The sequence below is a fragment of the Mycobacterium persicum genome (assembly GCF_002086915.1).
Classification (GTDB): Bacteria; Actinomycetota; Actinomycetes; order Mycobacteriales; family Mycobacteriaceae; genus Mycobacterium; species Mycobacterium persicum.
The window spans coordinates 1,163,894-1,188,901 of sequence record NZ_MWQA01000001.1 but is presented as its reverse complement, the minus strand read 5'-3'; the positions used below and the strand labels follow the sequence as shown (position 1 = coordinate 1,188,901).

Below are 25,008 nucleotides of genomic sequence, written 5' to 3'. Positions count from 1 at the left end.
TGTGGTCCTTTCCCGCCCTCCCGGCCTGCCGCGTTCCGCAAGCGCGCACGACTCGGTCGTATCGGATCACGTCGCATCGGATCACGAGGCCCCATTGTGCCGAACCCGCCGTTCGTCCCCGGCTTTTCCCGCGGCAGCCCAGAACCGGGCCGTCGTACCCGGTCGGCTAACGCCCGTTACGCTGGGGCAATGAGTGTGCAAGCGCCGTCCCCGAGCGCTGGGGGCACCTCCCGCCCCCAGGCCCGGGGGACGACTCAGGAACGAGAGCCGGACTACCGTCGACAGGTGCACGATGCCGCCCGCCGGGCGCGGGTGGCGGCCCGGCTGCTGGCCGTGTTGCCCAGGACGGTTAAAGACCGCGCGTTGCATGCCGCCGCCGACGAGATCTTGTCGCGCGCCGACCAGATTCTGGCCGCCAATGCCGAAGACCTCGATGCGGCGCGCGCCGCCGGCACACCCGCCGCGATGCTCGACCGGCTTGCCCTGAACCCGCAGCGTATCGACGGTATCGCCGCCGGTCTGCGCCAAGTCGCCGGCCTGCCCGATCCGGTCGGCGAGGTGTTGCGCGGCTACACGCTGCCCAACGGGCTGCAACTACGCCAGCAACGCGTCCCGCTCGGTGTGGTCGGCATGATCTACGAGGGCCGGCCCAACGTCACCGTCGACGCCTTCGGCCTCACGCTGAAGTCGGGCAACGCCGCGTTGCTGCGCGGCAGCTCCTCCGCCGCGAGGTCCAACGAAGCGCTGGTCACGGTGTTACGCAGCGCGCTGGCCGGCCAGGACCTGCCCACCGATGCGGTACAGCTGCTCTCGGCCGCCGACCGGTCCACCGTCACCCACCTGATCCAGGCGCGCGGCCTGGTCGACGTGGCCATTCCGCGCGGGGGAGCGGGCCTGATCGAGGCCGTGGTTCGCGACGCCCAGGTGCCCACCATCGAAACCGGTGTGGGCAACTGCCACGTCTACGTCCACGAAGCCGCCGACCTGGACGTGGCCGAACGGGTTTTGCTGAACTCCAAGACCCGCCGGCCCAGCGTCTGCAACGCGGCCGAGACCCTGCTGGTCGACGCGAACATCGCCGATCACGCGCTGCCCCGGCTACTGGCGGCGCTGCAGGACGCCGGTGTCACCGTGCATCCGAATGCCGACGACGACAACCTGCGCCGGGAATATCTGGCGATGGAGATCGCGGTGGCTGTGGTCGACGGTGTCGACGCGGCGATCGCTCACATCAACGAGTACGGCACCGGACACACCGAAGCCATCGTGACCACCAATCTTGCTGCGGCTCAACGGTTCACCGAACGGGTCGATGCCGCCGCAGTCATGGTCAACGCGTCGACGGCGTTCACCGACGGCGAGCAGTTCGGCTTCGGCGCCGAGATCGGCATCTCCACCCAGAAACTGCATGCCCGCGGTCCGATGGGACTGCCGGAATTGACTTCGACCAAGTGGATCGTGTGGGGAGACGGCCATACTCGTCCGGCCTAGCCGGCCCTGCTAAGGAGAACTGATTGTGACGTTACCCGCTCGGTCCACGCCACTATTCGCCGATATCGCCGACGTCTCGCGGCGGCTGGCCGAGACCGGTTACCTGCCCGACACCGCCACCTCGACGGCCGTCTTTCTAGCCGACCGGCTCGGTAAGCCGCTACTGGTGGAAGGCCCGGCCGGCGTCGGTAAAACCGAACTCGCGCGTGCCGTCGCCCAGGCCACCGGATCCGGACTGGTCCGGCTGCAGTGCTACGAGGGCGTCGACGAGGCTCGGGCCCTCTACGAGTGGAACCATGCCAAGCAGATCCTGCGCATCCAGGCCGGCTCGGGCGACTGGCAGACCACCAAAGACGACGTGTTCAGCGAGGAGTTCCTGCTGCAGCGTCCGTTGCTGACGGCGATCCGGCGCACCGATCCGACGGTGCTGCTGATCGACGAAACCGACAAAGCCGACATCGAAATCGAAGGACTGCTGCTGGAGGTGCTTTCCGATTTCGCGGTGACCGTTCCCGAGCTGGGCACGCTCACCGCCGAGCGGGCGCCGTTCGTGGTGTTGACCTCCAACGCCACCCGCGAACTCTCGGAGGCGCTCAAGCGTCGCTGCCTGTTCCTGCACATCGACTTCCCCAGTCCCGAGCTGGAGCGGCGCATCCTGCTGTCGCGAGTCCCCGAGCTGCCCGGGCACCTGGCCGAGGAGCTGGTGCGCATCATCGGCGTGCTGCGCGGCATGCAGCTCAAGAAGGTGCCGTCGATCGCCGAGACCATCGACTGGGGCCGGACGGTGCTGGCGCTGGGCCTGGACACCATCGACGACGCCGTGGTCGCCGCCACGCTCGGCGTCGTGCTCAAACACCAATCCGACCAGCAACGCGCGGCCGGCGAGCTGCGGCTCAACTGAAGGGGCTGCGCCGATGGCCACCCGACGTATCCGTCCCACCCGCCCGCTGGCCCCGCACGGGCTGCCCGGTCATCTGGTCGGGTTCGTGGAAGCACTTCGCGCCGTTGGGATTTCGGTGGGTCCGTCGGAGACGGTGGATGCCGGGCGGGTGATGGCAACGCTGGGTCTGGGCGATCGTGACGTGTTGCGGGAGGGCATCGCGTGCGCGGTGCTGCGCCGGCCCGATCACCGCGAGACCTACGACGCGATGTTCGACCTGTGGTTTCCCGCAGCGCTGGGCGCCCGCGCGGCGGTCACCGAAGACGACGCCGACGACGACGGTTCGCTGCCGCCCGACGACGTCGAGGCGATGCGGCAGATGCTGCTGGATCTGCTGACCGACAACTCCGACCTGGCCGATATGGACGAACGGCTGGTGGCGATGATCGCGCGCATCGTCGAGGCCTACGGCAAATACAGCTCCAGCCGCGGCCCGTCGTTCTCCTCGTATCAGGCGCTCAAAGCGATGGCGCTGGACGAACTGGAGGGCAAGCTGCTGGCGGGACTACTGGCCCCCTACGGCGACGAGCCCACCCCCACCCAGGAGCAGATAGCTAAAGCGCTTGCAGCACAACGTATTTCACAGTTACGTAAGTTGGTCGACGCCGAGACCAAGCGGCGCACCGCCGAGCAGCTCGGCCGGGACCACGTCCAGATGTACGGCATCCCACAGCTTTCCGAGAACGTCGAGTTCCTGCGGGCTTCCGGTGAGCAACTACGCCAGATGCGCCGGGTGGTGGCCCCACTGGCCCGCACGCTGGCGACCCGGCTGGCGGCGCGCCGGCGCCGGGCCCGCGCCGGATCGATCGACCTGCGAAAGACGCTGCGCAAGTCGATGTCCACCGGCGGTGTCCCGATCGACGTGGTGCTGCGCAAACCGCGTCCGGCCCGTCCGGAACTGGTTGTGTTGTGCGACGTTTCCGGTTCGGTCGCCGGGTTCAGTCACTTCACGCTGCTGCTGGTCCATGCTCTGCGCCAACAGTTTTCCCGAGTTCGGGTGTTCGCCTTCATCGACACCACCGACGAAGTGACCCACATGTTCGGCCCGGAAGCCGATCTGGCCGTGGCGATCCAGCGGATCACCCGCGAAGCGGGCGTGTACAACCGCGACGGCCATTCCGACTACGGCAACGCTTTCGTCTCGTTCCTGCAGGCTTTCCCGAGCGTGCTGTCGCCGCGCAGCTCACTGCTGGTACTCGGCGACGGCCGCACCAACTACCGCAACCCGGCCGTCGACGTGCTGGCCGACATGGTCACCGCGAGCCGGCACGCGCACTGGCTCAACCCCGAGCCGAAACACCTGTGGGGCAGTGGTGATTCGGCGGTGCCGCGCTATCAGGAAGTGATCGCCATGCACGAATGCCGCTCGGCCAAGCAGCTGGCAGAGGTGATCGACCAGCTGTTGCCGGTGTGACCCGGCTCAGCGGGTTTTGCGGAAGACCAGCCAGCGCATCGTGATCGGGCTCGTCTCCCGCTCGACGGGGAACACGTCGAGGCCGCTGACCCAGTCGGCGTACCAGCTGGTGGGTGGCCAGGCGCCCGGGGGCAGGTGCGCCTTCTCGTAGTCGTAGACGGAGTCGTCGCCGACGAGCTCCAGCGGAAGCCCGGCCGCGGCAGCCGACATCTCCGGTCGAGTGAAGATGCTGGTGTACACCTGTTGCCCGAACTCCCGGGTGGCCTCGTCGAGCATGTAGTCCAGGTCCGTCAGGAAGGCGTTGAACACCAAGCGTCCGCCGGGAACCAGGCACTGCGCCGCCAGCTCGAACAGGCCGCGCAACTGCTGTGCCGTCCGGAAATCAGACACCACCTCGGAGAGCACAATCAGCTGGTAGTCGCGCCGCAGCTCGTCCATGCTCGAAAAGACATCCCGCGCGATGACCCGCACGTCGAGGGATTCCCGTTCGGCGTCGCAGCGGATGATGTCGGCGAACTTCGGCGTCATCTCCACCACGTCGACCGGGTGCCCGCGCCGCGCCAGCGCCAAGGCGTTGCGGCCGGTGCCTGCCCCGATCTCCAGCACCCGATGCGTGCGTGGTTCGGCCGCCTCGTTGGCCAGCGCCCATACCCGGGCGTCGGGTTCGGTGCCGAAAAGTGGCGGCTCGCGGGTGCTGATCCAGCTCTCGTACTCCTGCGCCACGGTCCGCCAATGGGCCCGCACCTGGTAGTGCAAGGTCGGGCCGATGGGAGCGTTGAACGAGATGATGATGTTCGAGCGATGCGACGCCGCGTACGCCTGGGCCAATTGGGCCTCGAGGACCTTTCTGACATGGGCAAGTTCGTCGTCGGAAAACTGCCGGCCCACGGTGGCGAAGAGCTTGGCGCACATCGCCACGTATTCGTCGATCATGCCCGGCACGGCCGGCAACGTGATCTCGCCGGTGACCTGCGAGCGGGTGTAGAACCGCCGGGTCATGGACTCCTTCAGCAATGCTGTGGGCCGGTCCGGGCTGGGCGCCAAATTATCCACAGACACCTTTTACACGACCTAGCGCGCGGTTACACCGGCATTCGAGCAATGGCTTGGCCCGGCTTCGGCCCGGTTTCCTCCGGAACTGTGCCGGCCAACCAATGGCTGACGGATCGCGGCGCCCAGGTCAGTGATTCGATGTCCAGCTCCGAGCGGTCCTGGGGCTGCGAACCGGTGTGGGGGATGGAGATCGGGTGCTGGTGCGGTTGGGTCGGTGGCCGACGGCGCCGGGTGTGCGCCGACGGGTGTGCGCTGACGGGTGTGTCCCGAGCGTGGAAGGGAGTTCGATGTAGGTAGAGCTTTCCGAAGCGGTGCTGTGCAGGAGATGAAGGATTGTTGGCCCTTCGGAGTCGCCCTGCGGGGGGTGGCTTCAAACCGCCACATGCTGCAGGAGCGGTGACGTGATTGTGGTGAGCGATGTGGAAAAGGCACAGGTCGATGTGTCAGGTGGGGATCGGGAAGGCGAGCGCAAGCGATTCGCTGTTGACGTGTCGAAATGCACATAGATGACATCGAAACCGGGGTGTCCGTCATATCCCGGGATGAGTCTGGCGGGTGCCCGTTGATTGGCCAGGCGGTGTCCGGCATGGAGGCGACGCGAGCCCGATCTGCGGCTTTTGCATGGAACGGGAGAAGACCGGATTCGACACTGCCCGTCCGGGTTTTTCGGGTGGGCGAGAGGGAGTAGCCCGCGCTTGTCGTGGGTGTGAGTACCGTCGCGGGTCCGGTTGGCGGACCGGCTCGTAGTAGTGGTGAAGCTCTTGTAATGGGGGTGGAGCGAAGGGGCCGGGTCATCTGTGGCTGTGTTCGTTGGATCAACCGAGACCCGTTGGGGTTCGGGAGGAGTCGGATGGGCGAGTTGAAGTCGCCGGGCAAGCCGTTCGAGATTTCGAAGTGGGCGGTCCAGGAGGCGTTTGAGAAGGTCAAGGCGAACAAGGGCGCGCCGGGCATAGACGGGGTAACCATCGAGGCATTCGAGGCCGACCTGGGCAACAATTTGTACAAGGTGTGGAATCGGATGTCCTCGGGTAGCTACTTTCCGCCTCCGGTGCGTGCGGTGGAAATCCCCAAGCCGCATGGCGGGGGGACCAGGATGCTGGGGCTGCCTACGGTGGCCGATCGGGTGGCGCAAACGGTGGTGGCCGAGGAGCTGAAGTCGGTGGCGGAAGCCCTCTTTCACGAGGACTCCTACGGGTATCGGCCGGGCCGCTCAGCGATCGACGCGGTGGGAGTATGCCGGCAGCGGTGTTGGAAAACCGACTGGGTGATCGATTTGGACATCCAAAAGTTTTTCGACAGCGTGTCTTGGGACCTGATGCTAAAAGCGGTGGCGGTCAACACCGATCTGCCGTGGGTGATGCTGTATGTGCGCCGGTGGCTACAAGCTCCGGTGGCATTGCCTGATGGCACCCTGCAACAGCGAGACCGGGGCACCCCACAAGGGTCGCCGGTCTCGCCCGTGCTGGCCAACCTGTTTCTGCACTATGCGTTTGACATGTGGATGGCCCGGGAGTTCCCGAGTGTCCGCTTTGAACGCTACGTCGATGACGCGGTGGTGCACTGTGTCACCGAGCGCCAAGCCCACCAGGTGTTGGCCGCGCTGCACGACAGGATGGGCGAGGTCGGGTTGCGGCTGCATCCCGACAAGACCCGGATCGTGTACTGCAAGGACGCTAACCGGCGTGGTGACTATGCGCACACGTCGTTCACGTTTCTGGGTTTCACGTTCCGTCCGCGCGGGATGCGGGCCAAAGACGGACACACGTTCCTGTCGTTTTTGCCCGCGATCAGCAGGGACGCCTTGACGAAGATCGGCCGGGAGGTGCGGTCCTGGCGACTGCACCATCGCACCGGGCGATCCTTCGCTGACCTTGCACGCTGGATCAACCCCATCGTGCGGGGCTGGATGAACTACTACGGCGCCTTCTTCCGGTCGGCGCTGCATCCTCTCCTGGCGCGCATCAACGCCTACCTGATGCGTTGGGTCCGCAACAAATATCGGCGGTATCGGAGCCGCGGTGCGTTCCAGCAGGCATGGCAGCGGGTCACCACGCAGTACCCGCGTTTCCTCGCGCACTGGCAATGGACCACCACCGTCCCCGCCGTCTGGTGATCAAGATGACAAGAGCCGGATGAATCGAGAGGTTCACGTCCGGATCTGTGGGAGCCGGAGGGTGCAATCCCCTCCGGCCACCCGACCTTTGACTGCGTATGTAGGGCGGGCACATCCCACGATCGGCCGCCGTGACGGCACACTCGACGCCATCAATGCACAGTCGGCGCCGCCAGCGCACAGTCGACGCCGTCGGCCACCGACCCCACCGCACCAGCATGCGACCTCCATCTCCCCTACACCGGGGCACAGCCCCACGACCGCTAATAGCGACAAGAGACACCACCCCGCTCTCTTGGCCAGGCACGGCAGTCGACCTCGATCCGCTAAAGCCAAAAACAGTGCCGCCCAAGCCGGAGACTCCTGTGGCTACCGCTACGGGTGTGGCGCTTGCTGACCGCTAGCCGCCAACACAAGAACTCAGCCCGTCAGCGGCTTGAGCCTTATCGGTGTTGATGCCACCAAACCCAGTGGGTCGACATAGTCGGCACGCGAAGCCGGGCCCCACATGGCACCCCAATGCAGGCACGCCAGAGCAGCGCAGCCGGGATGGCCGGCCTGCACCGTCCCCAGCACCGTCTGGGCCGTCACCAGCTGACCGGCCCGGACCATCGCGCGCACCGGTTCGTAGCTGGTACGCAAGCCGCCCGGATGAGCTAAAGAAACGACCGGCCGCCCCGCCAGCAATCCGGCGAAGACAACCGTCGCGCTGCCGGGTGCGTACACGGGCTGACCCGGAGCAGCGGCCAGGTCCACACCGCGGTGTCCGGGATGCCAGTTCGGCGCGGGCGCGTCATAGCCGCGCACCACGGCGGGACGCGGCCGCAACGGCCACTCCAGCCGAAAATCGTCTGCAACCGCCGGCGAGGCACTGGCCAGCGTCCAGCACAGGATCAGCACCAACCGTCGCACCGGCTCAGTGAAGCGCCACGCCAACCGGGGTACCAGTCACCGCTGACGGTTCTGGGGAGTACGCCCCGGCTGGGGAAAGCCATCAGCGCGCGCGGTGTAAACTGCTGCACGCAGCTCGCATCAGTGGGCTGACTTCGCGCGTCTGCACGGCGACTCCCGTTGTTCAGGAATTCGCCCCGCGTGCTGGGCGGTCCCGTAACAGGGTCCGGCATCGCAGCAGCCGCCAGGGCCCGGCGTCACCCGATGCCGAGCAAGCAACCGACAACAAAGGAATACCGGCAATGGCCGTAGTCACCATGAAGCAGCTGCTTGACAGCGGCACCCACTTCGGGCACCAGACCCGTCGCTGGAATCCCAAGATGAAGCGGTTCATCTTCACCGACCGCAACGGCATCTACATCATCGACCTACAGCAGACCCTGACGTTCATCGACAAGGCGTACGAGTTCGTCAAAGAAACCGTCGCCCACGGCGGCACGGTGCTGTTCGTCGGGACCAAAAAGCAGGCGCAGGAGTCCGTCGCCGCCGAAGCCACCCGCGTCGGCATGCCGTACGTGAACCAGCGCTGGCTGGGCGGCATGCTCACCAACTTCTCCACCGTGCACAAGCGGTTGCAGCGCCTCAAAGAGCTCGAGGCGATGGAGCAGACCGGCGGCTTCGAGGGCCGAACCAAAAAGGAAATCCTGGGCCTGACCCGGGAGAAGAACAAGCTGGAGCGGTCCCTGGGCGGGATCAGGGACATGGCCAAGGTGCCCTCGGCGGTCTGGGTCGTCGACACCAACAAGGAACACATCGCCGTCGGCGAGGCCCGCAAACTCGGAATCCCGGTGATCGCGATCCTGGACACCAACTGCGACCCCGACGAGGTCGACTACCCGATCCCGGGCAACGACGACGCGATCCGTTCGGCCGCGCTGCTGACCAAGGTGATCGCCTCCGCGGTTGCCGAGGGCCTGCAAGCCCGTGCCGGGCTGGGCCGCGGCGACGGCAAGCCCGAGGCTTCGGACTCGCTGGCCGCCGAGCCGCTCGCCGAATGGGAGCAGGAGCTGCTGGCCTCGGCAACGACTCCGGTGACCGCCGGGGCTGGCGACCCGACGCCCGAAACCTCCACCGAATCAACGACTGATCCCTCATAGGAAGGCTGATCATTGGCGAACTTCACCGCGGCCGACGTCAAGCGGCTTCGTGAGCTCACCGGTTCCGGCATGCTGGACTGCAAGAACGCGCTGGCCGAAGCCGACGGCGACTTCGACAAGGCCGTCGAGGCGCTCCGGATCAAGGGCGCCAAGGACGTCGGCAAGCGAGCCGAGCGCGCCACCGCCGAGGGCCTGGTCGCGGCCAAGGAGGGCGTGCTCATCGAACTGAATTGCGAGACCGACTTCGTCGCCAAGAACGCGGAATTCCAGGCGCTGGCCGATCAGATCGTGGCGGCGGCCGTGTCGTCGAAAGCCGCCGACGTCGACGCGCTCAAGGCGGCTCAAGCGGGTGACAAGAACGTCGAGCAGGCAATCGGCGAGCTGTCGGCCAAGATCGGCGAGAAGCTCGAATTGCGCCGGGTGGCGAACTTCGACGGCACCGTCGAGACCTACCTGCACCGGCGTTCGGCCGATCTGCCGCCGGCGGTGGGTGTGCTGGTCGAGTACCAGGGTGGCGACAAAGATGCCGCTCACGCCGTTGCGCTGCAGATAGCCGCGCTCAAGGCGCGCTACCTGTCGCGCGACGATGTGCCCGAGGACGTCGTGGCTACCGAACGCCGCATCGCCGAGGAGACCGCGAAAGCGGAGGGCAAGCCGGAGCAAGCGCTGCCCAAGATCGTCGAAGGCCGGCTGACCGGTTTCTTCAAGGACGCCGTCCTGCTCGAGCAGCCATCGGTGTCCGACAACAAGAAGTCGATCAAGGCCCTGCTGGAGGAAGCCGGGGTCACGGTGACCCGATTCGTCCGGTTCGAGGTAGGCCAGGCTTAGCAACAGCCCATGACCCGCATCCACGCTTTCGGTGACGACGCGCTGGGCGATCTCGACGCCGTCGCTCTTGCCGAGGCCATCCGGTCCGGTCAGGTCGACCGGGCCGAGCTGGCCGAGGCTGCGATCGCGCGAAGCCAAGCCGTCAACCCCAAGCTCAACGCGGTGGCATATGAGGCCTTCGACAGGGCGCGCGACGCGGCCCGGCGGGGGACGACCAACGGCTTTTTCGGCGGCGTACCCAGCTATATCAAGGACAATGTCGACGTCAGCGGGCTGCCGACGATGCGGGGCACCGATGCGTGGACACCGCACCGGGCGGGCGCCGACAGTGAGATCACCCGAGTGCTGCTGTCCACAGGTCTCATCTCGCTGGGCAAGACCCAGATGTCGGAGTTCGGGTTCAGCGCTGCCGCCGAACACCCGCGGCTGGGACCCGTCCGCAACCCTTGGCATACCGACCACACGGCGGGCGCCTCGTCATCGGGCTCGGGAGCATTGGTCGCCGCCGGGGTGGTGCCCATCGCGCACGCCAACGACGGCGGCGGCTCCATCCGCATACCAGCCTCCTGCAACGGCCTGGTGGGGCTCAAGCCGTCGCGCGGCCGGCTACCCATCGATCCACAGTTGCGGCGGCTGCCCATCCGGATCGTTGCCAACGGTGTGCTGACCCGCTCGGTGCGCGACACGGCCGTCTTCTATCGAGAGGCCGAGCGCCTCTGGCGGTCCAAGCTGCCTCCGGTGGGAGATGTGAGCAGCCCGGGTAAGCGACGACTGAAGATTGCCGTGATCACGCGCTCGGTGCATGTGGAGGCCAGTCCCGAAGTCCGCGACCTGACGCTGAAGGCGGCCGGGTTGCTCGAAGAGCTCGGTCACCATGTCGAACACGTCGACCAACCGCCGGTGCCGTCCAGTTTCACCGAGGACTTTGTGCTGTATTGGGGTCTGATGGCGCTGGGGCAGGTGCGCACCGGACGGCTCACGTTCGGCAAGACGTTCGACCCGACCCGGCTGGACAGCCTGACTCTGGGTCTGGCCCGTAATGCCCGCCGCAATTTTCATCTGCTCCCGGCCGCGATCCTCCGGCTGCGCGGAGTCCGGCGGCACACCGCGCAATTCTTCGGTACCTACGATGCCGTGCTCACGCCTACCGTCGCCGATGCGCCGCCGCGCATCGGCTATCTCGCTCCCACCGACTATCAGCAGGTCATGGACCGGATGGCCGATTGGGTGGCATTCACGCCGCTACAGAACGTCACCGGGGAGCCGGCGATTTCGCTGCCGGTGGCGCAGTCCGCGAACGGGCTGCCGGTGGGAATGATGCTGGCGGCCGACCTGGGGCGAGAGGACCGGCTGTTGGAGCTGGCCTATGAACTCGAAGAGGCTCGTCCCTGGGCGCGGATCCAAGCCCCCAACTAGCCGAGCAACCAGGACAGATCGAAGCCGAGCCCTTATCGGTCCGGCGAATGTGTGGATCCGGCTTCGGATGATCGGCGCGGCCGAAAGCGCGCTTTGGCACCCATCGGTGGGATTGCCAGGGCCTGACTCGGGGTAATCGACGTCCAGATCCGAACCGTTGAGGAGCGATCGTGGGCGATGCGACCGAAGTCAGCAGCGGCGTGGCCGAGCGGGCCCGGCGGGAAGCCGACACCTATCGCGGCGACAATCCGCGTCCACTGGGCGGTTACCTGATGGTCCTCGCCATCTACGGTGCGGTGGTCGGGCTTACCGCCGTCGTCGCCGCGGCCACCGGTAAAAGGCTGCCGGAGCGCTGGCGGGCGCAGGATCTTTTCACGGTCACCGTCGGTACCCACAAGTTGTCCCGCTCGCTGACCAAGGATGCGGTCACCAGCCCGTTGCGGGCGCCGTTCGCCCACTACGCCGGCACCGGTGGTCCCGCCGAGGTGAACGAGGAAGTCCGGGAAGATAGCGCGCTGCGCCACAGCCTCGGGGAGCTCCTGACCTGCCCCTTCTGTCTGGACATGTGGGTCGCCACTGCCCTGGTGATCGGGCTGATTTTCGCGCCGAGGTTCACCCGTTTAGTCGCGGGCACCTTCACCGCGCTGGCCGGCGCCGACTTCCTGCAGCTGGCCTACGCGACGGCCCAGCAGGCAGCCGAGGGCTGAGAAAAGGAGGAGATCCAATGCCGAAGACGACCAAGGGCGGCAAGCCGAAGAAGAGCGAGCTGCCCAGCACGCTGCAGCGCTCCAACGCCAAGGCGCAACGCACCTTCGCCAAAGCCCATGATGCCGCCGCTGAGGAGTACGGCAGCGAGCAACGTGCGCACCGGGTGGCCTACGCCGCACTCAAGCACAGCTTCGAAAAAGTCGGCGACCATTGGGAGCCCAAGAAAAAGAAGGGCCCGTCGGACGAACTTGCCAAAGGCGGTGGTCCGCGCAACACCGGCCGCTCAGCGGAGGGCGTCGATGCCAACGCCAGCAAAAAGCACCTACTCGACGTCGCGCGGCGCCTTGATGTGCACGGCAGGTCGACGATGACCAAATCGGAGCTGGTCGACGCGATCAAGAAGCACAATCGCCGTGTCCGGGGCAAGTAAGCGGTTACCTCAGTTTGTCGGTGAAACCGGTCTCTGGTGGGTGCTGAGCGCCGGGGTCTGGCTGGCCACGCTGAGCGCGCGCACGCCAGCGGAACTGACGGTGATGGCCGGGTGCACTTTGCCCGTCGCGGTGCTGGCGCGGTCGGCTCGACGCGCCAACGCCGGCCGCTGGCAGTTCCGGATCGGCTGGCTGGGGTGGTTGGCGACGGCGGCGCGCGACGTCGTGCCACAGGCTGTTGGCGTGTGGGCACATCGGTTCACCAAGCGCTCCGCGACCATCAGGGCATTGCGCTTGCCCGACGAGACCCGGCCGGTGGCCGCGGCACGGCGGGCGACGGCGGTTCTGACACTTGCGACGACACCGGAAACCGTCGTGCTGCAATGTGATCCAAGCAAACAGTCGGTGCTTGTGCATTGCACACGGGTGCACCCGGGCCGGCTCGAGATGGCGGTGCAGCGGTGAACGCGGGGGAACTGGCGGTGCTGCTGTTACTGGTCGGGGCTTTCGTGCCGGGTGTGTTGATGTCCTCTCGCGGCCTGCCGCACCACAGGCTGGTGGGACTCGAGTTCGCCAGTCTGGCCGCGGTGATGGCGCTGACAGTGTATTGCGTTGCCTGGCAACGAGATTCGACTCTTATCGTCCCACTGGCGTTGGCTCTGGTATCGCTGCCGAGCGCGCTGGTCTACACCCGGCTTCTTGCCCGCAAGAGATGAACGCCCAGTCGATCGGTTGGGCCATGGTGTTCGCCGGCGTTGCGGCGGTGGCGTTCAGCGCGGTTGCCGCAGCGCTGCGGGTTCGGGTGCTCGACCGTCTGCACCTGCTGACCGCCGCGACGTCGGTCGGCGTGCCGCTCATCGGCGCGGGACTGATCATTGTGCGGGGCTGGACTCAGGCCTCGGCGATGCTCGTCGCAATCAGCGTCGTGGTCCTGCTGACCGCGCCGGTGGTCTCGGCCGCGACGGCCCGACTTGCGGCCGAGCATGACGGCCTGATTGACGAGACCTCACCGCGATGACCGCGCTTGTCGTGGTGGTCGTGACGCTGGTCGGCGTCACCGGAACCGTCGTCGCGCTGACCGGGGCACCCGACCGCCAGGCCATCGGATTGTCGGTGTTCGGCCTGGCTCTCACGCTGATGTTCGTGGTGCTGCAGGCCCCCGATGTCGCGTTGTCGCAGCTGGCGATCGGCGGAGTCGTGGTGCCGCTGATGGTGATGCTCACCATCCGGGCGGTACACCGGCAGGCCGACAAGCGCGATGGCGTGGAGGCCGGGCCGTGACCCGCGGCATCCGGACGGTGGTTTTCGTCGTCGGTGCGATGGGCCTGGCGGCGTGGCTGTGGATCGGCTTGGCGAAGTTACCGGGTTTCGGGCACAACCACCATCCGTACCGGGATTTGGCTGTGGCAGCCGCACTTTCACGGGCCACCGGCAACGCGGTCGCCTCGGTCAACTTCGACCAACGGGCGTTGGACACCCTGGTAGAGGAAACCATCCTGCTGGCGTCGGTCACCGGCGTGATGACCCTGCTGCGCCCGGCCGTCGAAGAACGCGAATACCGGCCGCCGCAACACGACACTGTGTTGGACGCGACGCGGCTGGTCGGCTATCTGATGCTGCCGGTGACCCTGGCGCTCGGTCTCGACCTGATTGTGCATGGTCACCTCACCCCGGGCGGCGGGTTCCAGGGCGGTGTGGTGTTGGCTGCCGGTTTGCACCTGCTCTATGTCACCGGAAGTTTCCGGGCGCTGGATCGGCTGCGGCCGGTCAACGTCTTCGACATCGGGGAAGCGTTGGGAGCGGCCGGATTTGTGGTGATCGGGCTGGTCGGCTTACTGGTCGGTGGGGTGTTCCTGCGCAACCTGTTGCCGACCGGCACGCTGGGCAACCTGTTTTCCGGGGGTTCGGTGGCGCCGCTCAACGTCGCCGTGGGTGTCGAGGTGGCCTGCGGGATGACGGTCCTGCTGGCACAATTCCTGGCCCAGGAGATCACCATCGTCACCAAGGATTCTGGCCGGTGAGCGTCTACCCCTATTGTGTCGCCGGCTGGCTGGTGTTGATCGGTGCGTTCGGTATTGTTCGCAGTCGCAACCTGATTCACGCGGTGGTGTGCCTGTCGGTGGCCCAGTCAGGCACCTATGTGCTGCTCTTGGCGGTCGGATTCCAGCGCGGCGCCGCCCCGCCGATCTTCACCGGGTCCAACGTGCCGCCGCCGGCACAGGTGGTAGACCCCGTGGTGCAGGCGATGACGCTGACCGACATCGTCATCCAGGCGACCGTCACCGCCTTGCTGTTGGCGCTTGCCATCCAGATCCACAAGCGGCACGGCACGCTGAACCCCGATGAGCTCTCCGCGCTGAGGGGCTGAGCGACAGTGCAGGCCATCGCGGCCCAGCTGCTGCCGCTGCTGGTCGCGATGCCGATCCTGGCCGGCTGCCTGCTACTCGCATTGAGCCACCGGCTTTCAGGTGCGGCGGCCAGCTGGCTGACCGCGTCGGTGTCCGTCGGCGCGACAGCCGCCGGCGGGTGGGTGGCGGTGGCCGCGCGGGAACAGCCGGTGTTCACCTGGATCGGCGGCTGGTCCATGCAAGGGCGAACCACGGTCGGTATCGCGCTGGCGGCCGACCCGATCTCGGCCGGTTTGGCCATGCTCGCCGGCTTCTTGATGGCCTGTGCCGCGCTGTATAGCCGCCGCGGCCTTGACGAGGCCGGTCCCCGCTTCGACGCACTGATGCTCGTCTTCCTGGCGGCCATGAATGGTTTCGTGTTCGCCAGCGACGTGTTCAACCTGTTCGTGTTCCTCGAGTTGATGGGTGCGGTGGCCTACGCGCTGACCGGCATCAAGATCGAAGACAAGTCGGCGATCCAGGGTGCGCTCAACTTCGGCATCATCCAGTCGCTCGGCGCCTGCCTCACCCTGGTGGGGATCGCGATGCTCTACGCGCAGACGGGTCAGCTCGGCATGGCTCAGCTCGGTATCGCACTGGCGCACCGCTCGCCGGACGCCACCACCGTCGCAGCCTTCGTCTTGATTATGGCCGCCCTGTTGGTGAAGGCCGCGATCGTGCCGCTGCATTTCTGGTTGGCCGACGCACACGCGGTCGCCCCCGCGGGGGTCTGCGTGCTGTTCTCCGGGGTCATGGTTGAACTCGGCCTGTACGGCGGGTGGCGGGTGTATTGGGTGGTGTTCGCCGACGCGTTGCCGCACGCCGCGGTATCGCGGACCTTCCTGGCGGTCGGCGCGCTGACCGCGGTCGTCGGCGCGGTGATGTGCCTGCTGCAGCGGCACCTCAAGCGGCTGCTGGCTTACTCGACGATCGGCCATATGGGCTTGTTCTTGGCGGCCACGGCGACGCTGCGCCCCGAGGGGGTCACCGGGACGGCCGTCTACGTGCTGGCTCATGCCGGCGCCAAGTCGGCATTGTTCTTGACCGTCGGGATTCTGCTGGACCGTCACCAGACGGTGGACGAGTTCGAGTTGTCCGGACGTGGCCGCGGCCAGTGGCAGCTGGCCGGGCTGTACCTGCTCGCCGCGCTGGCGCTGGCCGGGTTGCCGCCGTTCGGCACCGCGTTGGGAAAGTCGTTGTGCGAGGAAGCGATCGGCTCCGGATGGGCGTCGGCGTTGTTCCTGCTGACCTCGGCGGCGACCGGCGGTGCGGTGCTGCGCGCCGGGGTGCGCTGCTTCACGAGATGGGGGAGCGGCGCGCAGCCGGCCGCCGACACGTCGCGGGCCAGCAAAGGCGAGGAGGAACCGGACACGGTCCTGCGCCGGACGCCGCCGAGTATGCATCTTCCCGTCGCCGCCCTGCTGTTGGGCTGCCTGGCGGTCGGGGTGCTGCCCGGACTTGTCCAGGCCGCCGATGGCGCCGGGCGACGATTCGTGGACACCGCCGGGTATGTCGCCGCAGTTCTGGGACGGACGGTAGCCGGCCCGACGACCGGCCCGGCGCACAGCTGGTCGGCGAGTGGGGTAAGCCTGGCCCTCATCGGTGTGCTGGCCGCCGGTTGCCTGGCGATGCTGGCGTTGCGGCGAACCGACGACAGCGCGCCGCTGCCACGACGGGTGTCGAGGGTGATCCGACCGGCTGTCGCGGCGCTGCAAGCGGCTCACTCCGGCCATGTTGGCGACTACGTTGCCTGGATGTTCGCCGCCGTGACCCTGCTCGGCGCCGTCTTGGGCCTGCAGGTGCTGTGACGCGTCAGTTCATCCGATCGACTGAGGACATGATCTGAATTTCGCCGTCCTGGTATGGACGTCCGTCGGGATACAGCAAGTCGTGGAACCACAGTTTGGGGACCGTCGGATAGGGGTGTTCCCAGGAGTCCCACGGCAGGTAGGTCTGGGTCTTGCCGGCAACCAACCCCCAATTGAAAGCTGCGACGTTGTAGCGCTTGGCAATTGGCAGGATTCCGGCGATGGTGCTGCCCAGCGGACGAGCCAGATATTCGGTGCACAGGATGGGCCGGCGCAGCGGCAAAAGCTCAGCGATGCGGGCTTCGAAGACAGCCGGCGCTCCATAACAATGGAAGGTGACCACGTCGGCGTTGTTCAATTGAATGGCACAGATTGGGCTGCGACGCCGCGGATTTGCCCACTGGCCGTGCCACACGCCGCTCGTCAGCGGTTGACTTGGGTCCACTGAGCGTGCCCACTGGAACACCTCCGGGAGCAGTTCCGCCACTCGTTCCTGCTTATCCGCGCGTTCTACGGAACGATATGGGCGGGCGGGATTGTCGGGCTCATTCCACAGGTCCCAACCCAATACCCGGTCATCGCTGCGGAATTGGCTCAAAACCCGGGTGACGTAGTCGTGCAGGACAGGACGGTAGCTGCGGTCGTCGAGGTGCTCAGCGCCCGGGCTTTGCACCCAACCCGAGTTGTGCACCCCGGGCCTGGGCTCGGGTTGCGGACCCGGATGGGGAAGCGGATCCCAGCAGGAGTCGAAGAAGACGAAAAGCGGCTTGATGTGATGGCGGGCGGCGATGGCGACGAACTGTGCGAGACGGCGCTGAAAGCCCCGATTGTCTTGGGCCCAAAGCTGATCGTGGAGAAACACGCGCACACTGTTGAGCCCGCACAACCGCGCCCAGCGCAACTCGGTATCGATTTGTCGGGGGTCAAAAGTCTCGGCCTGGAACATCTCGAGCTGATTGACTGCGTTCGAGGTGATGTAATTCGCGCCGATGAGCCGCTCTTGTGCCTGGTACCAGGTGTTGGCGCGGTCCGGTGACCACTGCCCGGCGCCCGCCGCGGATGCCCGGGGCACATGAGCCAGGGCGAGACCCGCCAGCGATACCAGCGGCACTTTGAGCACGGTTCGGCGCGGGATGACGTCACCTCGACTTCTTGCAGAATTCACACTATTGGGCCCTTCATCGGATGACGGTGGAGACTGCCGCGTCGAACATCACTTGCCAGATCCGGGTCAGTCGGTCGTTCCCAGTGGCACGCCCAGTCGAGCACCGACCGAGGGTTGTCCGCCGGTCGATCGATGCCAGTTCATCAGCCGTTGCGTTGGCGCCGTTAGCATTTCCAGGTTAGCGGGTCGGCGCCGCCTGCGGTGCCGAATGCCACCAGCTCGCGGGTGCTAGGCAGACAACCTGGGTCGCGGTCGTGACCGGCAGACCGGACAACGTCGTGGGCGGTTGGTCGTTGCGTACCTCCGATGGACTGACGTGGTAGCTGACTGGCGCCGGCCAAGGGGAGCGTTCCCGAATCCCTCTGCGGCCAAACATGATTGAATGCGCAGGCGTCGGACGCGCGTTGAATAGCAGTCGAGTATCCAACGCGATCCATGCGGGCAGCCCAGCAAGAGCCCGGCTCCGGGGATCCGCCTCGGCCGGGCGGTCCGGCCCACACCCTGCTCGACGCGGTTGTGGAGGCCAAGCGCCGAAGCGACCGCGGCACAGACATTCTCGCCCAACCGGCATCAGCGAGGTGGAAGTGCCGGGCCGGCCCCGTTCTGCCACTGCGCACCGCACCGCCCAGACGGGTCGGTCATCAACGTGGCCGCGACTCTTCCGGAGTCCAGGCCGGCGGCTGCCCGGGCTGGCCGGGGAACAAGAAATCGACGAAAGCCGCAACCGTGGGTTGCGGTTCGTGGTTGGCCAAGCCGGGGCGCTCGTTGGCTTCGATAAAGGTGTAGTCGGTGCCCGTGACATCGGGCACGAGTAAGTCGATTCCGGTCACCGGGATAGCGATCGCCTCGGCGGCTTCGATCGCGATTCGACAAAGTTCCGGGTTCACCTTGTCGGTGACGTCGCGAATCGTGCCGCCCTGATGCACGTTGGCGGTGGACCGAACCTGAAGCCGAATACCTTCGGGAAGAACATCATCGAGCTGCCAGCCGGCTTTGGCGACGGCGTTGCGGGTGATGTCGTCGAAAGGAATGTGCGATTCGCCGCCGGTAGCGGCTGATCGTCGCCGGCTCTCGGCCTCGATCAAGTCGCGCACGGTGTGCTCGCCCGTGCCGACGACCTCCGGCGGCATCCGCAGTGCGGCGGCAACCACCCGGCCGTCGATGACCACCAAGCGCAGGTCGTCGCCCGGCGCTCGTTGCTCAATCATCACCTCGGGGTATTCCTCACGAGCTCGCGCCAAAGCCGCGGTCAGCTCGTCGGGACCGTTGTCGGCAGTCACCCCCACGGTGATGCCGTTGCCTTGCTCGCCGCGGGTCGGTTTGACGACGACCTCGCCGACCTCGGTCACAAACGCGTAGTCGTCGCCGTCGAAGGTGGCCAGGCGCACCCGAGGAACGTTGATGCCTGCCTCCTTGACCAGGCGTCGAGTCAAACGCTTGTCGTCGCACCGGCACATGGCGATCGCCGAAGTGTATTCGGACAGCGACTCGCGGGTGATCACGCTGCGCCCGCCGTGGGTGAGCCGCATCTCGCCAGTCTCGGCATCCAATACCTCAACGAAGATTCCGCGCCGCAGCGCCTCATCGGCGATGACCCGCGCGTAGGGATTGAGGTCATCGACCGTCTCCGGCGGTGACGTGAACAGCGGCTCGTTGATGGCGTTGCGACGCTTGATCGCCATCACCGGGACGCGGCGAAATCCGAGCTTCTCATACAGGGCGATGGCGGCACCGTTGTCGTGCGTGACCGACAGGTCCAGGTAGGCGCGCCCCGCCTGGCGAAAGCGGTCCACCATGGCCCTGGTCAGAGCCTCCCCGATGCCGGGCAGCCCGGCGGCCGGGTCGACCGCCAGAGTCCACATACTCGATCCGCGCTCCGGGTCTGCGAAGAGCACCTCGTGGTCGACCCCGGTCACGGTACCCACCACCGCGCCGTCGTCGTCGCGCACGGCGATCAGGTAGGTCACCGCATCGGCATGCAGATGGTTGTGCCAGATGGTCTCGACCGGCGCGGGAACCATTGCACACCGGACAAATACCCGATTCATGGCATCGGCATCTGCGGGGACGGTCAGGGTGCGTACTGTCACGCCCACCGGAGCGGACGCCGGATCCTGGTTCTCCGAATCGTCGGTGAAACGCAGCCGATAGGTGTGGCTGGGGTCGATGAACAACTCATTAGGTGCTCCGGCGACGATCACGTGCGGCTCTCGTGCATAGATGCAGATGTCGCGTCGTCCGGGGGCCTCCTGCCGCAGCACCTCGGCCAGTGCGGCGGAATCGGCAAAGGTTTGGCCGAATATCAGCCGACCCCAACCCAAATCGAGCTCTACATCGTTGGCCATCGATTCCATCAGGTCCGGCGGCGAGGCGTCGTGCAGGCTCAGCGTGATGGGCTCGGAATGGTCCTGCGAGGGATCAACGGCGGTCATGCCGCCCCGCCCTGACAACCCGGTCCGTGCTCGTAAAATACGGCCAGACCCGCCACTGAATGTGCCATCGCCGTGTTGGTTACCCATCTTGGGGCGAGTAACAACATTCAGCCGAACCGACGGCCCTGCGATGGATGTAGATGCGCGCGAAGGCGCCGGCCCCTCCACGGATCGAGGCTTAGCCCACTGGGGATCGTGTGGTTTACTCACGAGACGACTACCCGGATCGCGTCGGCTAAGGACCGATTCGCCCCCGGCAGCCCGGTCGTGGTGGCCGAGCTCGACAAGGATCAACGTCAGAGGTGAGCTTTGCCCAACAAGAGTGGTGAAAACGACGGCCTAGAGCCGCATTTCGACGATGTGCAGGCCCACTACGACCTGTCCGACGACTTCTTCAGGCTGTTCCTGGATGCGACGCAGACCTACAGTTGCGCCTACTTCGAACGCGAGGACATGACCCTCGAGCAGGCGCAGCTGGCCAAGATCGACCTAGCGCTGGGCAAGCTGGGGCTGCAACCGGGCATGACGCTGCTCGACATCGGATGCGGCTGGGGCGCCACGATCGTCCGAGCCCTCGAGTGTTACGACGTCAGCGTCGTAGGTCTGACGCTGAGCCGCAATCAGCATGCCCACGTGCAGCAACTGCTCGACGAGCATCCCAGCGCCCGAAACAAGCGCGTGCTGCTGCGCGGCTGGGAGCAGTTCGACGAAAAGGTGGACCGCATAGTCTCGATCGGCGCCTTCGAGCACTTCGGCCGCAAGCGCTACTCCGACTTCTTCGCGATGGCTTACCAGGCGCTGCCACACGACGGCATGATGCTGCTGCACACCATCATCAAGCCCAGCGATGAGGAGTTCGCCGAACGTGGACTGCCCATCACCATGACCAAGCTGCGGTTCATGAAGTTCATCATGGACGAGATTTTTCCGGGGGGCGACCTGCCCAGCGCCAAGGTCGTCGAGGAGCATGCGCGACAGGCCGGCTTTGCCGTCAAACTGGTCCAGCCGTTGCGACTGCACTACGCCCGTACCCTCGACACCTGGGCCGCCGCGCTGCAGGCGCACCGGGACGAGGCCATCGCGATTCAGTCCCAAGAGGTCTACGACCGCTACATGAAGTACTTGACCGGTTGCGCCGAGCTGTTTCGCGAGGGCTATACCGACGTTGCGCAGTTCACCCTGTCCAAGGGCTGAGCACGTCGCCAAGTCACCGAGAAGAGTTGTGCCGCACGCTACCCGGGCTCGTCCTCGTCGTTGCTGTCTCGCAGGAGTTTCTCGGGGTGGAAGTAGCTGTTGGTTCGTGGTCGGCTCGTTGATCCAGATGAGTCGAGATGGGCCGGTGGGATCCACTCGGATGCGCATGACGGGCGAGGCGGATGACATCGCTCATCGGCAACGAGGCGCCGCCGCCGGTGGTTGCCTTGCCGGCCGCGGCTTCGAGGTCTTTGAGTGTGGTGGTCACAATGATCGATGCCGGTAATCCGTTGTGCTGGACCAGATCTCCGCTGGCCAGCAGTCCACGCAGGCCGGCCAGCACACCGTCATGGTTGCGCTGACTTTCCGAGCGGGTGTCGCCACTTGAACTCCCCATGTCCGAAACACTATGCAGACCCACCGACAAGAAAGCCGCAGAAAACGACTATCCGGCAAGAGATTTCATGTTTCGCTCACAGCGAACGTCCTGCCGCCACCCGTAATTCGGCCAATGACTCGTCGGCGGCGCCTTCGACCATCGCTCCCTGGGCGGCTTGGCACTGCAGATAGTCGACGATCGCATCGGTGAGTAGCTCACCCGGGGCGACCACCGGAATGCCCGGCGGATAAGGGCAGATCATCTCCGCAGAAACGCGACCGGCCGCCTGCTGCCACGGCACCATCTCGGTCGCGCCCAGGAAGGCGTCGCGCGGCAACATGACGGTTTCGGTGCGCAGGTCCGACCACGCCGGCACATCGTCGACGGTGCGCGGCTGGGCGCCGGCGTGTTCCTCGGCCAACGCCGCCATGGCGTCGACCAGTCGTTGCGCGGTGGCGTCGGTGTCTGCGTAGCTGATCAAGGCCATCACCCGGCGGTGATCGGACAGTTCCATATGGATGCCGAAGCGTTCCCGCAACCAGTCAGCGGCCTGGAACCCGGTCAGACCCAGCCCAACGACGTCGACGGTGACATGGGTCGGATCGAACGCGAAAGCACCTGGGCTGCCAAGGATTTCATCACCCATGAGGCTCAGCCCCGGCATCCGCGCGAGTTCCGATCTGACCCGCAGCGCCAAATCGATCGCGTCGCCCAGCAGCCCCTCGCCATCTTGTTGAAACTCGCGCCGGGCCGCGTCGATGGACGACAACAACAGCGACGACGCGCTCGTCGATTGCTCGAGTTCGAACACCAGCGACAACCGCGTCGGATCGATCCGATCGCCCTGCCTGCTGAGCACCGAGGTCTGCAGCAACCCGTTGAGTGTCTTGTGGACGCTGCCGATGCACAAGTCGGCGCCGCACTCCAGCGCCGAGGGCGGAAGCCGGCTGCAGAAGCTGTAGTCCAGTCCCCAGGCGTCGTCGGTGATCAGCGGGATGTCTTGGGCGTGGGCCACTTCCGCGAGCCGGCGAATGTCGGCGCTGACGCCGTAGTAGCTCGGGGTGAACACCATGGCGGCGACCGCCTCGGGATGTTCCCGCAGGACCTGCTCCAGCCGCGCGGGGTCCACGCCGTGGGCGAGTTGCCAACGCTGGTCGTATTCGGGTTCCACGTAGGCCGGCATGGCGCCGGACAGCACCAGTGCAGAAAACGCCGACTTGTGGCCGTTGCGGGCCATGACCAGGGTCTCGCCCGGGCGCACCGCCGCCATCATCGCGACGTGGACGTTCTCCGTGCTGCCGTTGGCGGAGAACAAGGTCTCGTCGGCGCCCACGGCCGCGGCGAACAGTTTCATGGCGGTCGGCTCCACCTGCCAGGACTGGTGCCGGTTGTCGACGCCCTTGTTCATCGCCACGTCGGCGCGAAATGCCTCGGAACCCATCCAGCGGGCCGCGAGCGGTGGCATCCGGCCGGTACCCGATCGGTGGGCCGGGATGCCGAAGGCGATGTCGCCGCGCTGCTGGAACGCCTGAATCGCGTCGCCGATCGGGGTGGCGTCGGGCTGGGCGCGGGCCGGCCCCGCCTGCGCCTCCGCTTGCGCTCTCGCGATGTTCTTGCGGCGCTGATGATCGATGCGTTTGGAGAACGACTTTGCGGTTGTCACTTTCGTGGCCTCCCTCAGGGTGCGGCGCGCTGCCCGGCGCCGGTGGCCCACTCTTGTTGGCGGAGGCGAGCGCGCTTGGAATCCCTCATGACCACCGCCACTTCGTTTCGTGGCCATGAGTACCCACTGTTGGCTGCTGGTATGCGGGGTTAGCCCGCCGCCGCGGGGGTACCCGTACGCGAAAAGCAACCCGGAACGACCGTCGCCTGCGGGCCAACGGCGCCGTCTCTCATGGCGTACCACCTGCTTGTTGTCGCGGCGGTCGGCGGTGACGGCAACTTTGAGGACGGACACATGAGCGAACCGGACGCCATCATCCAGAAACTGCGAGACATCCTCGACAAGGAGCAGGGTCTGGAAAGTCTGCTCGAGCGGTCGTTGGTGAAAGCGCGCAACTGGGCCGAGGAAGAACTGAACCCGCGGCTGTTCGCGGCGTTGGAGTGGCCTACCGACATCGGTGAATACGAGGACTACCTCAAGCGCTACCTCAGATGGGTTCCGCACGAGTCGAATGGCGATGCCTGGAAGAACGAGCAGCGGCAGGCCCAAGAGGTCAGCGATCGGATGGGGCATTTCTACTTTCTGGTCGACCAGAAGGTCGACGGTGAGGCGCCACAGGACTCCGACGCATTCCGGGAGTGGATGACCGACTTCGCCCGGCGGTGGGGCGATTTTCTCGATACGCCCGAGTCGTTCGGTCCGCAAGCGTTGCAGTCGTTCATCGACAATGCCCCGGAGTACCGCATCGAAGAATCTCTGGTCGACGGTGTGCCAAACGCCCCCAGCGGTTGGCTGACGGCCAACCAGTTCATCGCGCGCGAAATCAACGGCGGGCTACGGCCGATCGCCGAGCCGGCCAGCAATCTGGTGGCCACTTCGCCCGCCGATTGCCACTATCAGCACGCTTACGACATCGACGCCGACTCCAATATCCCGGCCACAAAGGTCAAGAACCGCAAGTACGGCAACATCAAGCAGCTCTTGGAAGGCAGCGCCTACAGCGAAAGATTTGCCCGCGGCACCTTCGTCCATTACATGCTGCCGGTGCACGCCTACCATCGGTACCACCTGCCGGTGGCGGGGGTGATCAAGGAATCGTTCCGGATCAACGGCAAAGTGTTCATGCAGGTTGGCATCGAGAATCATGAGTTGCGGGCCAGCGACAGCGCCAGCAGTGGATACGAGTTCTCCCAGACACGGGGTGTGGTCACCATCGACACCGCGGAATCCGACTGCGGCAATATCGGTGTCGTCGCGGTGATCCCGGTGGGAATGGCGCACGTCTCGTCTGTGGTGCTCACCTCGGTGGCGGGCAAGCACATGTCCAAGGGCGAAGAATTCGGCTACTTCCAGTTCGGCGGCTCCGACATCATCATCTTGTTTCAAGAAGGCGTGAGCCGCGAGATCGACACCAGTCAGAAGTTCCGGCTCGTTGGCACACCCGTGGCGCGTTGCCGGCTGCGTTCCGCCTGACCACGGCCAAAGACCGTCTCGGTCATGCCGAAAACTGTTGCCGCCCCGCGGATCGCGTAGGTAGCCGG

General features: G+C 66.0%; 22 protein-coding genes and 2 pseudogenes. 18 read left to right on the top strand and 6 right to left on the bottom strand.

The genetic code is table 11. The annotated features are described in order from the left end of the window. The first annotated feature begins 189 nt into the window (after window positions 1-189). The 3 genes from B4U45_RS05315 to B4U45_RS05305 are packed head-to-tail and all read left to right on the top strand — an operon-like array spanning window position 190 to window position 3,845. Window positions 190-1,491 (top strand): glutamate-5-semialdehyde dehydrogenase, encoded by a 1,302-nt coding sequence (locus tag B4U45_RS05315; protein WP_075548343.1) that lies wholly within the window; start codon window positions 190-192, stop codon window positions 1,489-1,491. 25 nt (window positions 1,492-1,516) lie between these two features. Continuing rightward, window positions 1,517-2,392, top strand: a complete 876-nt coding sequence (locus B4U45_RS05310; protein WP_075548342.1) for an AAA family ATPase — start codon at window positions 1,517-1,519, stop codon at window positions 2,390-2,392. Between the two features lie 13 nt (window positions 2,393-2,405). Further along, window positions 2,406-3,845 (top strand): vWA domain-containing protein, encoded by a 1,440-nt coding sequence (locus B4U45_RS05305; RefSeq protein ID WP_075548341.1) that lies wholly within the window; start codon window positions 2,406-2,408, stop codon window positions 3,843-3,845. Window positions 3,846-3,851: 6 nt separating this feature from the next. Here B4U45_RS05305 and B4U45_RS05300 read toward each other — a convergent pair whose 3' ends face one another. Next, window positions 3,852-4,844 (bottom strand): class I SAM-dependent methyltransferase, encoded by a 993-nt coding sequence (locus B4U45_RS05300; RefSeq protein WP_075548340.1) that lies wholly within the window; start codon window positions 4,842-4,844, stop codon window positions 3,852-3,854. Window positions 4,845-5,748: 904 nt separating this feature from the next. On the opposite strand from B4U45_RS05300, the gene ltrA reads away from it, so the two are divergent. Beyond that, the gene (gene ltrA, locus B4U45_RS05295) at window positions 5,749-7,011 is read left to right on the top strand and encodes a group II intron reverse transcriptase/maturase (RefSeq protein WP_075545413.1); all 1,263 of its coding nucleotides are present in this window, start codon (window positions 5,749-5,751) and stop codon (window positions 7,009-7,011) included. Window positions 7,012-7,437: 426 nt separating this feature from the next. Here the strand turns inward: ltrA and B4U45_RS05290 are convergent. After that, window positions 7,438-7,959 (bottom strand): annotated as a pseudogene (locus B4U45_RS05290) (M23 family metallopeptidase); the annotation flags it as partial. A gap of 245 nt (window positions 7,960-8,204) precedes the next feature. Here B4U45_RS05290 and rpsB point away from each other — a divergent pair. The 12 genes from rpsB to B4U45_RS05230 all read left to right on the top strand — a co-directional run bounded on the left by rpsB (window position 8,205) and on the right by B4U45_RS05230 (window position 16,634). Continuing rightward, complete coding sequence (gene rpsB / locus B4U45_RS05285; protein WP_083154277.1) at window positions 8,205-9,059, top strand: 30S ribosomal protein S2; 855 nt, start codon at window positions 8,205-8,207, stop codon at window positions 9,057-9,059. A 12-nt stretch (window positions 9,060-9,071) separates the two neighbouring features. Continuing rightward, window positions 9,072-9,887 (top strand): translation elongation factor Ts, encoded by an 816-nt coding sequence (tsf, locus tag B4U45_RS05280; protein WP_075548079.1) that lies wholly within the window; start codon window positions 9,072-9,074, stop codon window positions 9,885-9,887. 9 nt (window positions 9,888-9,896) lie between these two features. Continuing rightward, complete coding sequence (locus B4U45_RS05275; protein WP_075548080.1) at window positions 9,897-11,303, top strand: amidase; 1,407 nt, start codon at window positions 9,897-9,899, stop codon at window positions 11,301-11,303. Window positions 11,304-11,473: 170 nt separating this feature from the next. Further along, a complete protein-coding gene (locus B4U45_RS05270) occupies window positions 11,474-12,010 on the top strand; it encodes a DUF1360 domain-containing protein (protein ID WP_075548081.1) in 537 nt (178 codons plus the stop codon). Window positions 12,011-12,027: 17 nt separating this feature from the next. Next, on the top strand, window positions 12,028-12,441 hold the full coding sequence (locus B4U45_RS05265) for a ChaB family protein (RefSeq protein WP_036407092.1): 414 nt from the start codon (window positions 12,028-12,030) through the stop codon (window positions 12,439-12,441). Further along, window positions 12,425-12,904 carry a hypothetical protein gene (locus B4U45_RS05260; RefSeq protein ID WP_075548082.1) on the top strand — a complete coding sequence of 160 codons (480 nt, stop codon included), beginning with the start codon at window positions 12,425-12,427 and terminating at the stop codon, window positions 12,902-12,904. Before B4U45_RS05265 ends, B4U45_RS05260 begins: the two co-directional genes overlap by 17 nt. Continuing rightward, complete coding sequence (locus B4U45_RS05255; RefSeq protein ID WP_075548083.1) at window positions 12,901-13,155, top strand: hypothetical protein; 255 nt, start codon at window positions 12,901-12,903, stop codon at window positions 13,153-13,155. Before B4U45_RS05260 ends, B4U45_RS05255 begins: the two co-directional genes overlap by 4 nt. Further along, complete coding sequence (locus tag B4U45_RS05250; RefSeq protein ID WP_082275515.1) at window positions 13,152-13,457, top strand: monovalent cation/H(+) antiporter subunit G; 306 nt, start codon at window positions 13,152-13,154, stop codon at window positions 13,455-13,457. Before B4U45_RS05255 ends, B4U45_RS05250 begins: the two co-directional genes overlap by 4 nt. Then, window positions 13,454-13,720 (top strand): DUF4040 domain-containing protein, encoded by a 267-nt coding sequence (locus B4U45_RS05245; protein ID WP_075548084.1) that lies wholly within the window; start codon window positions 13,454-13,456, stop codon window positions 13,718-13,720. Before B4U45_RS05250 ends, B4U45_RS05245 begins: the two co-directional genes overlap by 4 nt. Next, window positions 13,717-14,460, top strand: a complete 744-nt coding sequence (locus tag B4U45_RS05240; RefSeq protein ID WP_075548085.1) for an MnhB domain-containing protein — start codon at window positions 13,717-13,719, stop codon at window positions 14,458-14,460. Before B4U45_RS05245 ends, B4U45_RS05240 begins: the two co-directional genes overlap by 4 nt. Continuing rightward, the gene (locus tag B4U45_RS05235) at window positions 14,457-14,807 is read left to right on the top strand and encodes a sodium:proton antiporter (protein WP_075548086.1); all 351 of its coding nucleotides are present in this window, start codon (window positions 14,457-14,459) and stop codon (window positions 14,805-14,807) included. The genes B4U45_RS05240 and B4U45_RS05235 overlap by 4 nt, the downstream gene beginning before the upstream one ends. 6 nt (window positions 14,808-14,813) lie before the next feature. After that, complete coding sequence (locus B4U45_RS05230; protein WP_198929537.1) at window positions 14,814-16,634, top strand: complex I subunit 5 family protein; 1,821 nt, start codon at window positions 14,814-14,816, stop codon at window positions 16,632-16,634. Between the two features lie 4 nt (window positions 16,635-16,638). Here B4U45_RS05230 and B4U45_RS05225 read toward each other — a convergent pair whose 3' ends face one another. Beyond that, the gene (locus B4U45_RS05225) at window positions 16,639-17,769 is read right to left on the bottom strand and encodes a glycoside hydrolase 5 family protein (protein WP_075548116.1); all 1,131 of its coding nucleotides are present in this window, start codon (window positions 17,767-17,769) and stop codon (window positions 16,639-16,641) included. A 671-nt stretch (window positions 17,770-18,440) separates the two neighbouring features. Then, complete coding sequence (gene ngg / locus B4U45_RS05220; protein WP_099184778.1) at window positions 18,441-20,231, bottom strand: N-acetylglutaminylglutamine synthetase; 1,791 nt, start codon at window positions 20,229-20,231, stop codon at window positions 18,441-18,443. Window positions 20,232-20,540: 309 nt separating this feature from the next. Here ngg and B4U45_RS05215 point away from each other — a divergent pair, with 309 nt between their 5' ends. Next, a complete protein-coding gene (locus B4U45_RS05215) occupies window positions 20,541-21,425 on the top strand; it encodes a cyclopropane mycolic acid synthase family methyltransferase (protein WP_075548088.1) in 885 nt (294 codons plus the stop codon). Between the two features lie 38 nt (window positions 21,426-21,463). On the opposite strand, the pseudogene B4U45_RS05210 reads toward B4U45_RS05215, so the two are convergent. Then, window positions 21,464-21,804: pseudogene (locus B4U45_RS05210) on the bottom strand (DUF222 domain-containing protein); the annotation flags it as partial. Between the two features lie 94 nt (window positions 21,805-21,898). Further along, window positions 21,899-23,467, bottom strand: a complete 1,569-nt coding sequence (locus B4U45_RS05205; RefSeq protein ID WP_158006365.1) for an aminotransferase class I/II-fold pyridoxal phosphate-dependent enzyme — start codon at window positions 23,465-23,467, stop codon at window positions 21,899-21,901. Between the two features lie 294 nt (window positions 23,468-23,761). Between B4U45_RS05205 and B4U45_RS05200 the strand changes: the two genes are divergently transcribed. Then, a complete protein-coding gene (locus tag B4U45_RS05200) occupies window positions 23,762-24,940 on the top strand; it encodes a phosphatidylserine decarboxylase (RefSeq protein ID WP_075548118.1) in 1,179 nt (392 codons plus the stop codon). The last annotated feature ends 68 nt before the right edge of the window (window positions 24,941-25,008 follow it).

Coding starts and splice junctions, on each gene's coding strand:
- B4U45_RS05315 (WP_075548343.1), top strand. CDS start 190: ATGAGTGTGCAAGCGCCGTCCCCGAGCGCTGGGGGCACCTCCCGCCCC.
- B4U45_RS05250 (WP_082275515.1), top strand. CDS start 13,152: ATGAACGCCCAGTCGATCGGTTGGGCCATGGTGTTCGCCGGCGTTGCG.
- B4U45_RS05200 (WP_075548118.1), top strand. CDS start 23,762: ATGAGCGAACCGGACGCCATCATCCAGAAACTGCGAGACATCCTCGAC.
- B4U45_RS05245 (WP_075548084.1), top strand. CDS start 13,454: ATGACCGCGCTTGTCGTGGTGGTCGTGACGCTGGTCGGCGTCACCGGA.
- rpsB (WP_083154277.1), top strand. CDS start 8,205: ATGGCCGTAGTCACCATGAAGCAGCTGCTTGACAGCGGCACCCACTTC.
- ltrA (WP_075545413.1), top strand. CDS start 5,749: ATGGGCGAGTTGAAGTCGCCGGGCAAGCCGTTCGAGATTTCGAAGTGG.
- B4U45_RS05265 (WP_036407092.1), top strand. CDS start 12,028: ATGCCGAAGACGACCAAGGGCGGCAAGCCGAAGAAGAGCGAGCTGCCC.
- B4U45_RS05300 (WP_075548340.1), bottom strand. CDS start 4,844: ATGACCCGGCGGTTCTACACCCGCTCGCAGGTCACCGGCGAGATCACG.
- ngg (WP_099184778.1), bottom strand. CDS start 20,231: ATGACCGCCGTTGATCCCTCGCAGGACCATTCCGAGCCCATCACGCTG.
- B4U45_RS05275 (WP_075548080.1), top strand. CDS start 9,897: ATGACCCGCATCCACGCTTTCGGTGACGACGCGCTGGGCGATCTCGAC.
- B4U45_RS05305 (WP_075548341.1), top strand. CDS start 2,406: ATGGCCACCCGACGTATCCGTCCCACCCGCCCGCTGGCCCCGCACGGG.